We start from the raw sequence: 17,733 nt of genomic DNA, 5'->3' as shown, positions 1-17,733 counted from the left end.
ATAAATTAACATGTACATAACTTTTGTTGACTGTATAAAATCATGACCTGAGAGAACCGTGGTATCTATGGTATAATACACGTATATTGTTGAAACGTTAGACTAAATGAATTTACAAAGGAGCTTTCGTCGCGAGAAGGCTCCTTTTGCATGAGGCCGGGATACCTGTGTTTTCATTAACGTTCCATGTATATGTATGATTCATGGAGGAGAAACAGAAGGCCGTCAGGAAGGAATGGAGTATGAATGAAGACGTTGATTATTGCTGAGAAACCAGATATGGGACGGACGATTGCCGCTGTTATGGAGCCGCGGGCTAAAAATAACCGTACTTATTTGGAAGGTGAGAAATACATTGTAACCTGGGCGATCGGACATTTGTTGGGTTTGGCTGAGCCGGATGCATACGATGAGAAGTACAAGCGATGGAATATTAAGGATCTTCCTATTATCCCTGAGCAGTTCAAAATTGTACCGAATCCGAAAACAAAAGATCAGCTGAAAATGATTGGTGAACTGGCTAAACGCTGCAATGCCATCGTAAATGCTTGTGATGCTGGACGGGAAGGGCAATATATTTTTGCGTTGATTCAGCAGCAATTGAAGTTGCATCAGCCAGTTAAGCGGCTGTGGATTTCAGATTTGACAGCGGAAAGTATTGCGACAGGCTTTGAACGATTGCGAGATGCTTCGGAGTTTGAATTTCTGACTCAAGCTGCGAGGGCACGAAGTGAAGCGGACTGGCTGATCGGAATGAATGCTTCCAGAGCGTTCACAACACGACATAATACACTGCTGTCAGTAGGACGGGTGCAGACTCCCGTGCTGGCACTGATTCATGACCGGGAAAAGGAAATTGAGGCATTTCAGTCTCAAACCTTCTATGATGTGTGGGCTGAATTTAAGCAAGAACAGATCAAGTACAAAGGTGCGTGGCAGGGGGATCGGTTGACGAAGCCAGAGGAAGCTGAGGCGATCGCTGCGGCCGTTCGCGGAAAAACAGGTGAAATCACCAAATATGATACCAAGCAGACAAAAGAGTATCCTTTTAAATTGTACGATTTAACGCTGCTTCAACGCGAGGCGAATGCCAAGTACGGTTATTCGGCCAAAAAAACACTGGATGTGGCACAAGCGCTTTATGAGCGACACAAGGTCATTTCCTATCCGCGTACCAATTCTAACTATGTGACAGAGCAAAATATAGACGGCATGCACAAGGCACTACGGATGCTGGGGACAGGTCCTTATGCTGATCTGGTACAACAAGCCAACCCCAATTTGGTCCATAAACAAAATAAATCTGTCTGCAATCCATCTCGTGTTGAGGATCACCATGCTATTCTGCCGACGTTAAAAAGGCCAGGAACGTTAAGCAAGGAGGAGCAAAATGTATATGACCTGGTTATTCGCAGGTTTTTGTCACATTTTTTCCCACCTGCTGAATACAAAATGCATACCGTAATGACACAGGTGGACAAGCATCTGTTTAAAACAAATATCAAAGAGCTTCTTTCCTTGGGATGGAAAGTGGTTTTGAGTAAGGCTGATCAGGATAAAGGTAAAAAGAGCAAATCACCGAAAAAAGAGGATGAAGAGGAAACGGACGAGTGGACGGATAAGAAGTTTGAGATTGATGCGGGGCGTCCCGTGGATTGTGTTCGGGCCGAGATGAAAGAAAAGGCGACTCAGCCCCCTAAAAGCTACACGGAGGGTACATTGCTTAAGGCGATGGAAAGCGCGGGCAAACAGATGGAGAATGAGGAATTGCGTGAGGTCATGAAGGACGCCGGTTTAGGCACACCTGCGACGCGGGCCGCCACAATTGAACGATTGAAAAAGGTTGGCTATATTGAAATGAAGGGCAAAAAGATTCTTATTACGGAAAAGGGAAAGATGGCTATTGACCTGATCCGTCATGCCGGGGTTGATCTATTAGCCTCGCCGGAGATGACTGGTCAATGGGAACGTCGTCTACACCAAATTTCCAAAGGAGAGGCGGCTCAAGAGAAGTTTATGGATAACGTTAAAAGATTTACGTTGTCCATCATTGACAAGGTGAGGCAGCAGCCACCGGCTCCGGCAAATGCCTTTGGCGAGGAAGCAAGGGGGAAACGTGCAGCTGGAAAAGAAGGCGCACGTAATGTACGCGCGAGTGGAGGCACCGCCGCCAAAGGGGGAGGGCGTGCTACATCAGGACGCGGTGGCAGCGCTGGAAGCGCAACGCTGGAGCAGGCAGCAGCACCAGCAAGTCGTGCTGCGGGAACAGCGGGTTCCGCTGCACGCAGCTCCTCCGATGGAGCCTCAGGCTTTTCGGTGAGCCAAAGGCAAGCTTTGGGTAGCTGCCCACGCTCTAATTGCGGCGGAAGCATTATAGAAGGCCGCAAAGGGTATGGGTGCAGCCACTACAAGCAGGGCTGTGGCTTTGTCGTCTGGAAGGAATATGCTGGAAAGCAGATTACCGGAACGATGCTCAAATCTCTGTTGACGAAGGGACAGACGCAATTGTTGTCTTTTAAGCGTAAAGATGGATCGACCGTCAAAGCGCGAATTGTTCTGAATGAACCAGGTACAGGACAACTTAGCGTTCGAGAGGAATCCTGAGACAGGGTTTAGACCACTATTTTGGCTGAATCAAAGGTTGAATAACATTAAAAACAAAAAAGGGACCCTATCCGAGGGTCCTTTTTTGTTGATGCAATTGTATGCTTTCGTGGATAACCCGTGGTACTTCCGTTAGCTTCTGTATCGTATACATCACGGAGTTCACGTTTTTTTGCAATTCAACCATATTGTAAATCCATTCCTTTGGCTGCTTGAGATAGACAGCATGAATACCTGCGGCAAGGGCTGGAGATACATCAGTGCGCAGAGAATTCCCGATCATCCAGGTGATGCTTCGGTCCAAGCGATTCATCTGGATGATTTCTTCCAGTGCTTCGACATTTTTATGCTGGCGAATGTAGATGCGCTCATTAAAGTAGGTAGCCAGTTTCATTTGTTCAATCTTTCTTTCTTGAATGATCTGCTCACCCCCAGTATAAAGATGGAGGGAATGCCCTGCTTTTTGGAGGGAGTTCAACGTTTCGACCATGCCTGGATACGGTTCGATTTCCTGTTCGTACACACTTCGGCCAAGAGAGCGAAGCTCCTGCTCTTCCCGAAAATCGAGACGGCGTCCGAATTGTTCCGAGAAAAATTGGTACGTATCTATCAGAGATTGTGGAAAATGCTCGCTGGCAAAGCCCACTTGATGAACTCCGGCCACATCAATTTCGATTTGTTTTTCACGAATCGTATTTTTCGTTAGGTTATGAGTTGCAAACCATTCCTGAAGCAAATCAAAAAAGTGGTTGAGGATAAGGTCAAAATACTTGTTGCAGTGGACTAAGGTGTCATCAAGATCAAATAAAATGTGCTGCTTCGGATACGACATGATGCATACTCCTTCCAAGCCAAAGCTTTAACGCTGCTTTGGTTATAACTAAAAGTACAATTCAAATTACAATCCAATATAGGATTCCAAAAACACCTGTAAATCAGCCGCGCCATCGGGACGGATGCTGAATTTTTCCTTATGATAACGTCCGATGTGAATACGGAGCAGACCAGCCACTCGTAAAATCATCATATCAGACATGAGTGTATCTTCCAAACGGCTCAAATCATGGCGCATATCTTCGAGAGACTTAGGACCTTGAGCTACATAACGCAGAATTCGCAGCCGCTGCGGATCATTGACCGCACGAGTGAGCCGTAGCAGAAGCGTAGGCGGTTCTTCCTCGCTCTCCTCGGGAATATCTACTGGATACTGGATCAGCAGTGTGCGGGTATAAAAACAGTATGAATTAATCGGGCGATTATGGACAACCGGAAATAGGACTACTGTATCCAGGTCTTCCATGTGTGGCACGACTAGTCCAGCTGTCGCATACTCAACCAGTGCTTCCGGTTCCATTTTACTCAGTAGCATGCGCTTTTCCGCAGCGTCTTCTTCTGCCAACACACGTAGTTCGCCTTCCAAGGCCCGAAAATAATCACGATCCCACAATTTGAGGAGTGGTGCGTATACCTTACGAATGCGTAAAGATTCTTCAAAGGTTAAAAAAGGGATATGCGGAACGAGCAGCTCAAACATATCTTTATCCGGACCGTGGTCCAAATAAGAGATATAATCAGATATTTCATCCGATTCCGGTCGAAGTAACGCCCAGGCATAGAGTGCGTCATAATCGCTAAAAGGGCAATCCTGAGCTGTAGCAAGCTCAGTACGAACTTCATGTTGTAGTCGTGCATCCACCTTGTCGATCCATTCATGGCCCAAGTCCATATCTTGGACCCACTTTTTAGTCACATAGGCCATGAAGCTGCCGAGCAATTCATAAATTGGAGAAGTGTCTATTTTAATTTGATAACTCATGGAACCCAATGCCTCCTATTCTGTCTTCTAGCCCAGAGCGGTGAACGTAATTAAGCCCGTCCATAAGCAAAACATGAGCATTTTAATAATTGCTCATTTATTTATTATGGCTTGTTCTGCCAGGGATTGTCCACTATAATATGAAATAGTGCGTTGTGACGTGAATGGGTTCGGATTGAACATACGAGGCTCCTTAACCAAAGGAGTCGGATACATACCAGACAAGCTCTTTCCGTAAAATCGTCATCTCAGATGGCGATTTTTTTCTTCTATTCTTTAATACACTAATTACACCTGAATTTGTATGTGTTTGTCGGTTTTGCAGGACGGTATGGAATACATAGTGATAAGAATTATTATTGATTATGGAATCAAATGCAAATCATTTCTTAACATTAATTTTAATTATTTTATTTGTTCGATCAGGAGGAGCTAGGATGTCGTCGTCGTTACGGGTTCATTATTTTATTTTAATTGCTGTTATTATTGTTGCTGGATTATGCCAAGGTTTATTATTACCTATTCTGTCTATCTCGTTGGAACAAATGGGAGTTTCATCTTCACTAAACGGAATGAATGCGGCTGCCCTGTATATTGGTTCATTCGCAATGACGTTGGTGGCAGAACGGACATTGGGCTTGTTGGGGTTCAAAAAGCTGATGGCCGGAGGGCTTGTGCTAGTGCTCGTTACACTGCTGCTATTCCCGCTAATCCCTGATATTCGGATATGGTTCATACTGCGTCTGCTAGTAGGTATTGGTGACAGTGCATTGCACTACTCTGCGCAGCTATGGATATTGCTGGTGACTCCAGCAGAGAAGCGAGGCCGCAACATTTCCTTTTATGGTATGTCATACGGTCTGGGTTTTGCATTAGGACCATTGGGATTATGGCTACTCGATTATGGAATGCTGGTTCCATTCGCTGCGTTGGCCTTATTATGCTTGCTTGTTTTGCTGTTGGTGTTAATTAAGCTGCCGGACTCCAGACCGGAGAAGCTGGAGTCCGAGGCACGTCCCACTCAAAGATTTCGTCGCAGTTACAGCTGGGCATGGTACGCTCTTTTGCCAGCATTTCTATACGGCTATATGGAAGCGAGCCTGAACAGTAACTTTCCAGTCTATGGCCTACGTATTGGCTTTCATACCGATGAAATCGCCGCCTTGCTGCCGTTCGTCAGTTTGGGAGGGTTAGTGCTGCAGCTACCGCTAGGGATATTGAGTGACCGTTGGGGACGTAAAAAGGTGCTAATGAGCGTAGGTATAGCAGGGGGAATGACCTTTATGTTGCTACCTTGGAGCGGCAATCATTTTATGTTCACTTTGATATTGCTGACCCTAGCAGGTGGTTTAGTAGGCTCCTTTTTCTCCCTCGGTTTGGCCTATGCCGCTGATCTGCTGCCCAAATCATTTTTAGCAGCCGCGAATGTACTGGCATCCTTTCATTTTAATCTGGGAAGTGTGATCGGACCTAATATTAGCGGAGGGTTGCTGGACTTTGGAACTCAAGGCAGCATGTTTCTTGTCCTTGGAGGTAGTTACGTTGTTTTCGGATTGTTAGGTTTGTTTTCCAGAAAAAGAGTAACGGCGGTTTAAAACTGCGGTTTGCATGGTATTTGTTTCACATTTACTATAAAATATAAACAGTATTGATGGCGCGCAAAGGGGAATCACTTAGATGATTAAAATTCGGAAGCTGACCAAGCAAGTGGGGCCTGAACGGACCCAGCTACTTCGAGGAATTGATGCTGAAATTCATCAGGGCGAATTCATTGCCATAGTGGGGCCAAGTGGAAGCGGCAAAACAACGCTGCTTCGCTGTCTTGCTTTACAAGAGCCATGGGATGAAGGCAGTTTAATTGTAGGTGGCAATGATGTGCTGAAATTCGGGTGGACGGGCAAGATGAAAATAAAGCGGGAATGGGCATACCTGGAGCAAAACCCGCATCTAAATATGAATCGAACCGCTCTTAAAAATGTGCTCATTGGCAGATCCGGTCAAACTCCAATGTGGAGAATGGTGACGGGTATGGTGCGTTCCGACGATTATATGGGAGCGATGGACGTACTGGAGGATCTGGGTCTGCTGGATAAGGCGCATGATAAATGTGACAAGCTCAGTGGTGGCGAGCGGCAGCGGGTAGCGACTGCGCGTGCTCTCGTGCACGGAGCTAAAGTTATTTTAGCTGATGAGCCTGTAAATGGACTTGATCCAGCTTCGGCAGCGCATGTATTGGAGACCTTTCGCAAGCTGTGTTCTGACGAGCGGGTGACGATCATTACTGTATTGCCGCTGGAAATGGCTGAACGCTTTGCTTCCCGTATATGGGGGTTGAATGATGGTGAATTGGTGTTTGATATTCAGGGAAGACGATTGACACAAGCAGAAAAGAACAAATTGTGAAGGGGACGGCAAGAGAAGTGAAAATAATGCTGTTGAGAATGGTGGCTGCCTGCTGTTCCTTGCTGCTCCTTGCTGGATTTTTAAGCGGCTGTAATGTTATTAGCGATCCCATTTCGCTGATGGAGACACCGACGATGTCTGACGAGAAACAGCAGTTGAATGGTGCAGTGAATACGCAACTAGGGGCGGTACAGCCTTTAAGGCCGAATGACCCAGATGACCCGACGCCAATTCGGACGGGTGATCTGAACAATGATGGTACAGACGAAGCAGTGCTCTTTTATGAAACGCCAGATGAGAGTGTAAAAATACATGGTGCCTTGTTTGAAGATCAGGGCGGAACGTGGGTAAAGAAGCTAACGTTTGATGGGGAAGGCACTGTGCTAGAGTCATTTAAGCTCGTGGATTTAACGAATGATGGAACACTCGATATTGTAGCGGGTTTTTCCAGTGGAGATAGTGGCGATGGCGGGGATCAGAAGGGACTCATCGTGTATTCCTATACCGGAGGAACTCTGGAGAAAATATATGCTACAGGCTATACGGACTTCGTCGTAGATGATTTTAACCATAACAAGATGGACTTGAATGGGGATAATTTGAATGATTTGACGATTATCACGCTGCGACGTAATGAATTCTTTACAGTTAAAACATTTCAATTCAGTGGGGGAACCTTTAAGGAAATCGGATCGTTGGATTTGGACAGTCAGGTCTTAGGTGTCTATAATGTCGTTGCTGGCAAGGTAGCCGAGGGTAGACAGGGGATTGTTATAGACACCAAAATTGCCCAGACCACTACCGTCTCCAATGTCATTGTGATGGATCACGGCAAGCTCAGGAAGCTTAATCTTATGGATGTCACTTTCAAGGATGCGACCATCGCCAGTGGTGATGTGGATGGTGACGGTATTCTGGAATTTGGTAATTTGGAGAAGCCAAAAGGTTGGAGTAACAAACCACTGGATGAGGTTCCATATTTTGTGTCGTTTTATCAGTGGGACGGGGCGAAAGGAACGATTTTTAAGCAGCAGCAGTATCGTGATTCTAATGAACAGGTCTACTTCAGATTGCCGAAAGAGCTGCATGGCAAGGTGACGATTGATCCGAAAGTTTCGAAGAAGGACAGCTATTTGCGCTTCATTTTGGATGATACAGACAAAACGATAGCGGAAATTAAATTTTTCTCGTTGTCACAATGGGAGCGAAACAACGAAGGGTATAGCCAACTGTGGCGAACGAATGCGCAGGTCATTGGCATTAAGCGATCCAGTGAGCTGGAACCGCGTAAAACCATAAAAAACAAGATGGGGGAAAGGCAGGTAGAGTAGAGTGAGTAAAGTTTTAATCATGGAAGACGAGGAATCCATTCGCAGTTTTATTGTCATTAACTTGAAACGTAACGGTTTTGAGGTGCTGGAGGCGTCGGAAGGGCATGAGGCTCTGAATATTTTGAACACGGTGCGGGATATTGATATTGCACTGCTTGACGTAATGGTACCCGGTATGGATGGTTTTGAAGTCTGTCGGAGAATCCGGGAAACGAATGAGCGCATCGGCATTATTTTTCTCACAGCGAAGGTACAGGAGCAGGATAAGGTGTATGCCTTGTCTGTAGGGGCCGATGATCATGTGAGCAAGCCTTTTAGCCCGACGGAGCTGATTGCACGTATTCAATCGTTATTGCGTCGGGTGAATGTACATCGTGAAACAGCAGCCAAAGTATCCTTCCAATCCGGTCCGTTCACGCTAGATTTGATTGCTAAGCAATTTAAGAAGAGCGGGCAGCTGATCGAGTTGACACCGACTGAGTTTTCCTTGATTCAATTTTTTCTCGAAAAAGAAAACACGCCGCTCAGCCGAGATGTTCTACTTGACCACGTATGGGGCAAGGAATATATGGGCGATCCGAAAATTGTGGATGTGAACATCCGACGTCTGCGGCAGAAAATTGAAAACAATCCTTCCGAGCCAGCTTTTTTACAAACAGTCTGGGGACATGGATATAAATGGAAAGGTCAGTCTCAATGATCAAAAAGGGAATTCGCCGACAGATTGTGCTTCACTATTTTTTCGTAGTGTTCTTGGCGCTTCTGTTAGTAGAAGTCATTTTTATGTTTGCACTCCGGTCGTACTATTACGATTCCATTTACAAACATATCGAAAGCCGTATCGAATCGGTAAGTGAATTTGCACCCAAATTCAAAGAGCCGGAACAGTCTTTGCAATCGTATTTGTTAAATACATTTTCTCTGCCCTTCACTGAACTGCAGTTGCTTGATGAACAGGGAAATGTAATTGATAACTCGACGAATTTTGCAGCAGATCTAAGTGTGCAAACAAGTGATGTGACACAAGCATTAGCTGGAGATACGGGCAAATGGATCGGAAAGCAACCGAGTACGGGGCAGCAAGTGATGGCGGTATCTCAAAAACTGGACAATATCGTCGGAGACCAGGTGTATGTTATTCGGTATACGACTTCGCTGGAATTGGTAAATGATAAGCTGTTTACGATTACGCTGTTTTCTCTTGGCATCATGGCAGCTGTACTGGTTATTGTATTTGTGGTCAGTACAGGGCTCGCGAATTCCATTGTTAGACCAATTAATAATATACGCGATGTATCTGCTCAGATGGCTCAGGGGAGGTTTGATGCACGCATTGAAGGCGATTATCGCTATGAGTTGGGTGAACTGGCTTCGACTCTGAACTATATGGCACAGGAAATTGTCAGAACAAATCAAATCAAGGATGATTTTATATCATCCATATCTCATGAATTGCGTACTCCGCTTACATCTATTAAGGGTTGGAGTGAAACGTTAAATTCTGGCGGTTATGACCCGGAAGAGACGAAAATCGGGATGAAGATTATTTCTAAAGAGACGGATCGACTGATTGGCTTGGTGGAGGAAATCCTCGATTTTTCCAAGCTGGAGCAGAATGCCATGAAGCTTGTGATGGGAACGGTGGATCTACGGGAGCTTTTGCAGGAAATTATGCTGAACGTATGGGCCAAAGCAGAAATGAAGCAGATAAAACTTCAGCTGGATTCGGAGGAAACGGCATATCTCGTCCATGGAGACGGTAACCGTCTAAAACAGGTGTTTTTGAACATTGTGGACAATGCTATCAAGTTTTCGCATGAAAGCTCAATTATTTTCCTGTCTCTACAACGGATTGATGGCAATATCGAGATATCCGTACAAGATACAGGGATTGGAATTAGTGCTGAAAATCTTGCCAGAGTTAGAGACCGCTTTTTCCAGGTAGACCACCAAAACGGTGGTACTGGACTGGGATTGGCAATCTCGCAACAGTTTATCGAGCGTCATCATGGTCAGATGCTCATTAGAAGTGAACTGGGGGCTGGAACTACCATTACGGTTTCATTACCTGCTCTGCAAGCAGAGCAGTCCGTGGAACCATCACAACTTACTGAAGGGCTGATTTAAAAGGCCCATTGTATAGATTTAACTAGAAAAACAGCCAGTCCTCTCAAATCGGGAGGGCTGGCTGTTTTTAATTTGGGGGTAACGTTATGAAGTAAAACCTTCGGCACGCAAGCGTGTATTGCGCTCGTAAGCTTCTTTCAGCATACGCGTAGTTTGCGGTCGTACCGCCATTTTACCAAATACCGTTTCATTGGGTCCGATGACCATAATTTCGCCCGGTTTACCTTTAATGACAGCACCATCGCGAATCACTGCACCTTCACCGATAATCGCATGTTCAATATGGACGTTACGTCCAATGCGTGTGTCAGGCATAACGATACTTTCTTTAATGGCTGAACCTTTACCTACCTCGACACCACTAAATACAACGGAGCGTTCTATTCGACCCTCTACTTGGCAGGAATCATGCAACAAGCTGCCCAATGGTTGTGTTTGACGGTTAGGTACCTTTTGTGCGCTCAACCTTGTGCGGCGTTCACGTGTATACATCGGCCAGTCCTTGCGTTGAAGGTCGATCGCACAATCTTCGTGTAACAAATCCATGTGTGAATCCCATAGGCTTTTAACGGTACCTACGTCCTTCCAGTAGCCCTGGAATTCATAAACGTACAAGGATTCTTGGTCCGCTAACATTTTAGGTATGATATCTTTACCAAAATCATGACTGGATTGAGCATCCTGTGCGTCTTCTAACAGGTAATTTCTTAAGTAATCCCATTTGAAAAGGTAAATCCCCATGGAGGCCAAATTACTTTCCGGTTTCTCCGGCTTCTCTGCAAATTCTGTGACACGCAGATCTTCATCGGCACTCATAACACCAAAACGGTGTGCTTCATCCCAAGGTACCTCCATGACAGAAATGGTAGCCGCAGCTCCTTTTTCCTTATGGTGGTTCAGCATTTCACGATAATTCATATAGTAGATATGATCACCGGATAAAATAAGCACATGCTCCGGATTTTGGCTGTCAATATATTCGATATTCTTATGAATAGCATCTGCCGTTCCTAAGTATTCAGCGTTACCTGTGTTATAAGATGGAAGTAGGGTAATTCCCTTATCATCTGTTTTCGTAAGACCCCATGGTGTTCCATCCCCGATATGTTCGTGCAAGGATTCTGCCTCATATTGCGTCAAGACACCTACAGTATCAATGTCTGAATTTACGCAGTTACTGAGAGGAAAATCGATGATCCGGTAATGACCGCCAAAAGGTACGGCGGGTTTTGCAATCGTTGAAGTAAGGGGAGCAAGACGGCGTCCCTCTCCGCCTGCCAGCAGCATGGCAATGCATTCTTTATTAAACATTTCGTTTCCCTCCCGGTTTAGTTGTCAGTGTAGTACATACATAAACGGTATGGGGTACTCTTGAAACCATAAGGTATATAAGATTCCCCCAAAACTAAGGTTTATTTTTTTCCTAGTCATTTTTCTGTTCAATGTGGCTAGAATGGGGTAATAACTCAGGTCAGCTTTGACCCAAAAGCGACTGCATTACCGATTCATACATTTTTACTTACAAAACATATAAGGGTGGTGACGTGATGACAGACCAAACTCTTCCGCAACAGGCTATTTCATCGGAAGATATTTATTTGTTTCATGAAGGAACGCTTTATCACAGCTACCGATCTTTGGGTTCCCACCTTACTGTGGAGAACGGAGAACAGGGCGTCCGCTTTACGGTCTGGGCTCCTCATGCTCTCCATGTCGGGCTTGCTACAGATCGCAACAACTGGAATGGGGAACAGGATTCCTTATATAGGGTTCCCAAATCCGGTTTTTGGAGTCGTTTTTTTCCGGGGATATCCCAAGGAACTTTTTACAAATACGACATTACGGGTGCAAACGGTGAACGATTTCTGAAAGCAGACCCTTACGCGGTACGTGCTGAAGTGAGGCCAGCAACGGCTTCTGTGGTAGCTTCTATAGATGGTTATGCTTGGAACGATGCGATTTGGCGCCGAAAACGTAGAGCACCTTATGGAAAACCTCTGCACATATATGAGCTTCATCTGGGCACTTGGAAGCAAAAAGAAGATGGTACGTTTTATACATACAGGGAAATAGCTGAGCTTCTTGTGCCTTATGTGACCGATATGGGGTATACACATATTGAGCTGATGCCGCTGAGTGAGCATCCGTATGATCTTTCCTGGGGCTACCAGCTTACCGGATATTTTGCACTCACAAGCCGTTATGGAGAGCCGCATGATTTTATGTATTTGGTGGATCGTTGCCATCAGGCGGGAATCGGAGTGCTGATGGATTGGGTGCCAGCCCATTTTGCAAAAGATGCTCATGGATTAAGGCTGTTTGACGGATCGCCCCTGTTCGAATACGCGGATCCGCTGATTGCGGAAAAGCCCGGCTGGGGAACGCTGACGTTTGATTACAGCAAGCCGGAGGTGCGTTCTTTCCTGATATCTAATGCGCTATTCTGGATGGATGTGTACCATATTGACGGCCTGCGCGTAGATGCTGTGACAAGTATGCTACGACTGGATTTTGAAAAGCAGGACGGTCAATATCGTTTTAACTCTAAAGGAGGCATTGAAAATGAGGAGGCTATTGCCTTCCTTCAACAACTGAATGAAACAGTATTCCGCTATTATCCGTATGCTCTGATGATGGCAGAGGAGTCCAGTGCCTGGCCGATGGTGACTTCCCCGGTAAGCGATGGAGGACTCGGTTTTAATTACAAATGGAATATGGGCTGGATGAACGATACGCTTGATTATATTGAAACGGATTTCGATCAGAGGCCGGAGCGCCATAATTTGCTGACATTCCCCATAGCTTATGCGTACAGCGAGAATTTTACACTGCCGTTGTCGCACGATGAGGTTGTTCATGGTAAGAAGTCGCTGCTTGATAAAATGCCAGGTAGCTATGAGCAAAAATTTGCCGGGCTTCGAGCGCTTCTCGGTTACCAAATCACCTCACCGGGCAAAAAACTCTTATTTATGGGAGGGGAATTCGGCCAATTCATCGAATGGAAGGATGAAGAGCAGCTTGACTGGTTTCTGCTGGATTATGACAGTCACCGTTCGCTGCACGCTTATACGAAAGCGCTGAATCATTTGTATATTCAGGAAAAGGCGTTATGGGAACTGGATCATTCGTGGGATGGATATCAGTGGATTGAAGCGGAGGATCGTGGGCAGAGCGTAATTACGTATTTACGTAAAAGTAAAAAGCCGGGAGATACACTGGTCGTGCTAATTAACTTTCAGCCCGTGCCTAGAGAGAACTACCGAATTGGGCTGGAAAAGGCCGGGAGTTATATCGAACTGCTGAACAGCGATCATAAGGACTTTGGGGGAAGTGGTCAGCTAAATACTGGAGTGATACGGACCGCTTCCATTCCTTGCCACGGACAGCTTTACAGCTTGGAGGTGACCATACCACCCCTAAGCATCGTTATACTCAAGAAAGCGCCTCGGAGGTCTAAAAAAGCAGATTAAACACATAAGGAGGAAGCACATATGAACATTTTGTTTGCGGCAGCAGAAGCACATCCATTTATTAAAACAGGCGGGTTGGCTGATGTCATTGGCGCACTGCCGAAGGCACTTCGTCAGGCGGGGTGCGACGTCCGAATCATTTTACCTAAATATGCGGGGATTCCCGATACTTATAAAAAGTCTCTGCGTCCGGTAGCGGTGAAGCAAGTAGCCGTAGGCTGGCGTAATCAATATTGCGGAATAGAGGAACTGACATTAGACGGAATCAAGGTTTATTTTATAGACAATGAGTATTACTTCGGTCGTGACGGTATTTACGGTTATATGGATGATGGCGAACGTTTTTCCTTTTTTAACCGGGCGATTTTAGAAATGCTGCCTGAACTGAACTTTCGACCGGATATTTTGCATTGTCATGATTGGCATACGGCAATGGTTCCGCTGCTTCTGAATGCCGATTATCGACATTTGCCCTTCTACAGCGATATTCGCACGGTGTTTACGATACATAATCTGCTGTATCAAGGGGATTTTCCGTATGGGGTCTTAACTGAGCTGCTCAACCTGGATGGAAGCTATTTCACCCCCGAGGGTGTGGAGTATCATGGTAGACTGAATTTTATGAAAGGTGGGCTTACGTACTCGGATCATGTCACGACCGTGAGTCCAACCTATGCAGAGGAGATTCAAACAGAATTTTACGGATACGGGCTGGAGGGTCTGCTTCGTAAATTGGGAGATCAGGGTCGCTTAACAGGGATTGTGAACGGAATTGACACCAAAAGCTACAATCCTGCCACGGACAATCGTATTTATACGAAGTACCGCACGAGTCTGACAAAGAAAATGGAAAACAAAATTGGCCTGCAAAAGGAGTTGGGTCTGCCGGTGCGGCCAGACGTACCTATGATTGCCATGGTAACCCGGCTTGTAGATATGAAGGGGCTAGATCTGGTAACGAGAGTGCTTGACGAAATCCTGTATTATGATGATATCCAGTTTGTCGTTCTGGGAACAGGGGACCCGGCTTTTGAGCATTGGTTTCGTGAGGCAGCGGGACGCTATCCACTGAAAATGTCGGCGCAGCTCGCTTTTAGCGAACCTCTGTCACGAAAAATATATGCGGCAAGTGATATGTATCTTATGCCATCAAGATTTGAGCCTTGCGGGATCAGCCAACTGCTGGCGCTTCGTTATGGAAGTATCCCTATTGTGCGAGAAACAGGGGGCCTTAACGATACTGTGCAGGCTTACAATGAGTCCACAGGGGAAGGAAACGGATTTAGTTTCACGAACTACAATGCACATGATATGCTGAACACTATTCGTCGTGCTGTTCATTTTTATCGCCAATCTGAGCATTGGTCGAAGCTTACACAGACGGCTTTTGCAGGAGAATATAGTTGGGATGTTTCAGCTAAAGCGTATATGGATATTTACCATTTGCTAACAAAGACGGACTGAAGAGTAGGAACACTATAGTCATGTTAATGAAAAAGGGAATCCCTTTAGCCAGTGTTTGGCTGAGGAATTCCCTTTTTGCTATGATCAGTCGCCCCCGCCACCACAGCTGCTTCCACATGAAGAGCCGCTGCTACACGAAGAATGACTACCAGAATCGCCTGAATCATGGTGAGAAGAGCCTCCATGATGAGAACTGTCATGGGAGGAATGATGGTGCGAGTGATGTGTATCCCAGTTCGAGCAACCGCTTGCCGAGCTACAGCCGGATGAGCTAGCTAATACGGCATTACCTGTAGCATCCGGGTGCATGTGTACGGCAAATTGTTCAGGTTGATACCATGAATACCACACAACAGCTAATAATAAATAGTCGACCTGTAAATAGTTGACCTTAGGCAATTGCTTACCCTCAGGATCATCCACCGCTTTATTCACCCGCTCGCGCAGATGTTGTACAATCTTATGAACCGCTTGTTGGGCCTGCTGTGAAATGGCTGTATTCTCCTGCGTATTCCAGCGGTCACCTGCTGGCTGCGTCGAAGTTGCGAGTTTATAATAGCGCGAAAGCTCGTCGTTCGGTAATGGATGATTAAAAAAAGTACCCCACAAACTAGCGCTATAGCGGTTCCAGCCAAAGCATTCCACATACAACCAGTCAAACCACGCCCGCTCCTCAGGCATCGGCTTAGAGCCGCCGGAATGGGGCGCATGGTGAAGCATACGACCAAAAAAAGCTTCCGAGAATTGCTGATATTCGCGGGTAAACATCAACATTTCGTGCCATAATTCATCCACATCACTACTGAACATAGGCACTCTATTCATAATCGCGCATAGCATAAAATATCGTTTTAGCTCATGCCAGCGCCAATCATATTCTTGGTCCGTCAGCTCTGGGTGGGCTTCCATTACACGACCCCTTACGCTATGAGCATAGGAGGCGGGAATGGATTGCTCCAGTAGCTGCATCAGCTCTGTAATCTCTGGATGACGCTCCTGTGTAAGGGACGAAGGAGAAGGGGAGCTGAGGAAAAAAGCATTCCGGCGCCGTGTCTTTCTGTTTCCCCGGTTCCTGCGTATTGCACGGAATATAAACCAAAAAATGATGAGGTCCACCACAATAAACAACATCCAAAAACTGCTCATACTATCCATGATGGCTGACTACTCCTTTCTGAAAGAACACGGAATTAAGATTTAGCGTTCGTTATTCAGCAGAGCGAATTCTTTTTTTATCTGGGCTAGCAGTTCAGGATTCGTGATTACATCGCAAGCAGTCCATGCCAAAGTTCTCGCAGCCAGCAGCATTCCTTCCATGGCCCGGTCCTGCATCGCCAAATCGCGGAATTCTGGTGTATGCAAGGCATGCTTCTCGTCAATAACTTGAATGTACGGATGGATAGCAGGGCAATGAAGCGATACATTTCCGATATCCATGGAGCCGTGATCTTCGCCTTCCGTTATATCTTCTTGTGAAATGCCAGCCTGCACCAAATTTGCGGTAAACGCATCGGAAAGTACACGGTTCGTGACCATTTCATCATAAGAAGTCTCATAATTGGAGGTCTTCAAACGACACCCGGCCTGTAAAGCAGCTCCTTCAGCAATTTGAATAACACGGCTAGTCAGCGGGTTCAGTTCTTGACGAGTAGCGGCTCTCACATAAAATTGGGCTGAGGCGTAATCAGGAATAATATTGGCTGCTTGCCCACCCTGGTTAATGATCCCATGGATACGCACTGTACTTTTTACTTGTTGACGGAACGCATTGATGCCATTGAACGTTTGAATCACAGCGTCCAGCGCGTTAATGCCTTCGTGCGGGCTGGCAGCCGCGTGAGCAGATTGACCAAAAAATTCGAATTGTACAGCATCAATCGCCAGTGATTTGCCTGATTTTTCGTAATGGTCATAAGGATGCGTCATAAGTGCTATGTCGCAATCATCAAACAACCCGGCAGCGGCCATCGGGACCTTTGCACCGCGTGTTTCTTCGGCAGGTGTGCCATATACCCGTACTTCTCCACCAGTTTCGTCGATGATCGACTTGAGGCCGACGGCAGCACCTGTACTCATCATACATATCAAATGGTGCCCACAGGCGTGTCCTAGACCTTTCAGAGCGTCATATTCTGCCAGAAAAGCGACAACCGGTCCGGGTTTTGCAGATTTGTAAGTTGCAATAAAGGCTGTTTCTATGCCCAATACGGCTGCCTGGACCTCAAAGCCGTGAAAAATCAGTTCTTCTTTTAAACGGGCAGCGGCCAGAAATTCCTCGTTTCCAAGTTCAGGATTTGCGCCAATATATAACGAAATGTCCTTAAACCGTGGGGCATGCTGCTCAATTGTCTTTTGAATGGTCTGCTTAAAATCCATGCTGAAAACTCCTTTATATAAACTGTAATGTAGGTACTGCGTTAGGTATGCTGAAATTGTACTATAACATTCATTGCATAATCATGCATATTCATTTATAATGACACAATCTTATTTATTATAAAGAATTTAAGGAGAGAAA

General features: G+C 45.8%; 13 protein-coding genes. 8 read left to right on the top strand and 5 right to left on the bottom strand.

Going from position 1 to position 17,733, the window contains the following annotated elements:
- Positions 1-246 precede the first annotated feature (246 nt).
- Positions 247-2,604: a DNA topoisomerase 3 gene (locus MHI21_RS14060; RefSeq protein ID WP_338532472.1), complete on the top strand. Its 2,358-nt coding sequence runs from the start codon at positions 247-249 to the stop codon at positions 2,602-2,604.
- 67 nt (positions 2,605-2,671) lie between these two features.
- Here the strand turns inward: MHI21_RS14060 and MHI21_RS14055 are convergent, their stop codons facing one another.
- Positions 2,672-3,436, bottom strand: a complete 765-nt coding sequence (locus MHI21_RS14055) for an HAD family hydrolase (protein ID WP_028541704.1) — start codon at positions 3,434-3,436, stop codon at positions 2,672-2,674.
- A gap of 66 nt (positions 3,437-3,502) precedes the next feature.
- The gene (locus MHI21_RS14050) at positions 3,503-4,420 is read right to left on the bottom strand and encodes a hypothetical protein (RefSeq protein WP_023988964.1); all 918 of its coding nucleotides are present in this window, start codon (positions 4,418-4,420) and stop codon (positions 3,503-3,505) included.
- Positions 4,421-4,857: 437 nt separating this feature from the next.
- Here MHI21_RS14050 and MHI21_RS14045 point away from each other — a divergent pair, with 437 nt between their 5' ends.
- The 5 genes from MHI21_RS14045 to MHI21_RS14025 all read left to right on the top strand — a co-directional run bounded on the left by MHI21_RS14045 (position 4,858) and on the right by MHI21_RS14025 (position 10,281).
- On the top strand, positions 4,858-6,015 hold the full coding sequence (locus MHI21_RS14045) for an MFS transporter (RefSeq protein WP_342418394.1): 1,158 nt from the start codon (positions 4,858-4,860) through the stop codon (positions 6,013-6,015).
- 82 nt (positions 6,016-6,097) lie between these two features.
- Positions 6,098-6,823, top strand: a complete 726-nt coding sequence (locus MHI21_RS14040; protein ID WP_103049153.1) for an ATP-binding cassette domain-containing protein — start codon at positions 6,098-6,100, stop codon at positions 6,821-6,823.
- Positions 6,820-8,154 carry a hypothetical protein gene (locus MHI21_RS14035; RefSeq protein ID WP_160790034.1) on the top strand — a complete coding sequence of 445 codons (1,335 nt, stop codon included), beginning with the start codon at positions 6,820-6,822 and terminating at the stop codon, positions 8,152-8,154. Before MHI21_RS14040 ends, MHI21_RS14035 begins: the two co-directional genes overlap by 4 nt.
- 1 nt (position 8,155) lies before the next feature.
- Positions 8,156-8,854 carry a response regulator transcription factor gene (locus tag MHI21_RS14030; RefSeq protein ID WP_023988960.1) on the top strand — a complete coding sequence of 233 codons (699 nt, stop codon included), beginning with the start codon at positions 8,156-8,158 and terminating at the stop codon, positions 8,852-8,854.
- Positions 8,851-10,281 carry a HAMP domain-containing sensor histidine kinase gene (locus tag MHI21_RS14025; RefSeq protein ID WP_071641091.1) on the top strand — a complete coding sequence of 477 codons (1,431 nt, stop codon included), beginning with the start codon at positions 8,851-8,853 and terminating at the stop codon, positions 10,279-10,281. The genes MHI21_RS14030 and MHI21_RS14025 overlap by 4 nt, the downstream gene beginning before the upstream one ends.
- An 84-nt stretch (positions 10,282-10,365) precedes the next feature.
- On the opposite strand, the gene MHI21_RS14020 is transcribed toward MHI21_RS14025, so the two are convergent.
- Positions 10,366-11,592, bottom strand: a complete 1,227-nt coding sequence (locus MHI21_RS14020) for a glucose-1-phosphate adenylyltransferase (protein WP_342418393.1) — start codon at positions 11,590-11,592, stop codon at positions 10,366-10,368.
- A gap of 236 nt (positions 11,593-11,828) precedes the next feature.
- On the opposite strand from MHI21_RS14020, the gene glgB reads away from it, so the two are divergent.
- A complete protein-coding gene (gene glgB / locus MHI21_RS14015) occupies positions 11,829-13,751 on the top strand; it encodes a 1,4-alpha-glucan branching protein GlgB (RefSeq protein WP_342418392.1) in 1,923 nt (640 codons plus the stop codon).
- Positions 13,752-13,772: 21 nt separating this feature from the next.
- Complete coding sequence (gene glgA, locus MHI21_RS14010) at positions 13,773-15,215, top strand: glycogen synthase GlgA (protein WP_342418391.1); 1,443 nt, start codon at positions 13,773-13,775, stop codon at positions 15,213-15,215.
- Between the two features lie 84 nt (positions 15,216-15,299).
- On the opposite strand, the gene MHI21_RS14005 is transcribed toward glgA, so the two are convergent.
- Both MHI21_RS14005 and MHI21_RS14000 read right to left on the bottom strand, forming a co-directional pair.
- Positions 15,300-16,370, bottom strand: coding sequence for a hypothetical protein (locus MHI21_RS14005; RefSeq protein WP_342418390.1), 1,071 nt, complete (start codon positions 16,368-16,370; stop codon positions 15,300-15,302).
- Between the two features lie 42 nt (positions 16,371-16,412).
- The gene (locus MHI21_RS14000) at positions 16,413-17,591 is read right to left on the bottom strand and encodes a M20 family metallopeptidase (RefSeq protein WP_342418389.1); all 1,179 of its coding nucleotides are present in this window, start codon (positions 17,589-17,591) and stop codon (positions 16,413-16,415) included.
- Positions 17,592-17,733 lie beyond the last annotated feature (142 nt).

Origin of the sequence: Paenibacillus sp. FSL H8-0168 (assembly GCF_038592955.1) — a bacterium.
GTDB classification, from domain to species: domain Bacteria; phylum Bacillota; class Bacilli; order Paenibacillales; family Paenibacillaceae; genus Paenibacillus; species Paenibacillus polymyxa_B.
Note: the sequence above shows the minus strand (reverse complement) of the source record. Positions and strands in the feature narration are given on the sequence as shown.

Bases quoted from the DNA above. Each gene is read 5' to 3' on its own strand.
- MHI21_RS14060 (WP_338532472.1), top strand. From the start codon at position 247: ATGAAGACGTTGATTATTGCTGAGAAACCAGATATGGGACGGACGATT.
- MHI21_RS14055 (WP_028541704.1), bottom strand. From the start codon at position 3,436: ATGTCGTATCCGAAGCAGCACATTTTATTTGATCTTGATGACACCTTA.
- MHI21_RS14050 (WP_023988964.1), bottom strand. From the start codon at position 4,420: ATGAGTTATCAAATTAAAATAGACACTTCTCCAATTTATGAATTGCTC.
- MHI21_RS14045 (WP_342418394.1), top strand. From the start codon at position 4,858: ATGTCGTCGTCGTTACGGGTTCATTATTTTATTTTAATTGCTGTTATT.
- MHI21_RS14040 (WP_103049153.1), top strand. From the start codon at position 6,098: ATGATTAAAATTCGGAAGCTGACCAAGCAAGTGGGGCCTGAACGGACC.
- MHI21_RS14025 (WP_071641091.1), top strand. From the start codon at position 8,851: ATGATCAAAAAGGGAATTCGCCGACAGATTGTGCTTCACTATTTTTTC.
- MHI21_RS14020 (WP_342418393.1), bottom strand. From the start codon at position 11,592: ATGTTTAATAAAGAATGCATTGCCATGCTGCTGGCAGGCGGAGAGGGA.
- glgB (WP_342418392.1), top strand. From the start codon at position 11,829: ATGACAGACCAAACTCTTCCGCAACAGGCTATTTCATCGGAAGATATT.
- glgA (WP_342418391.1), top strand. From the start codon at position 13,773: ATGAACATTTTGTTTGCGGCAGCAGAAGCACATCCATTTATTAAAACA.
- MHI21_RS14005 (WP_342418390.1), bottom strand. From the start codon at position 16,370: ATGGATAGTATGAGCAGTTTTTGGATGTTGTTTATTGTGGTGGACCTC.
- MHI21_RS14000 (WP_342418389.1), bottom strand. From the start codon at position 17,591: ATGGATTTTAAGCAGACCATTCAAAAGACAATTGAGCAGCATGCCCCA.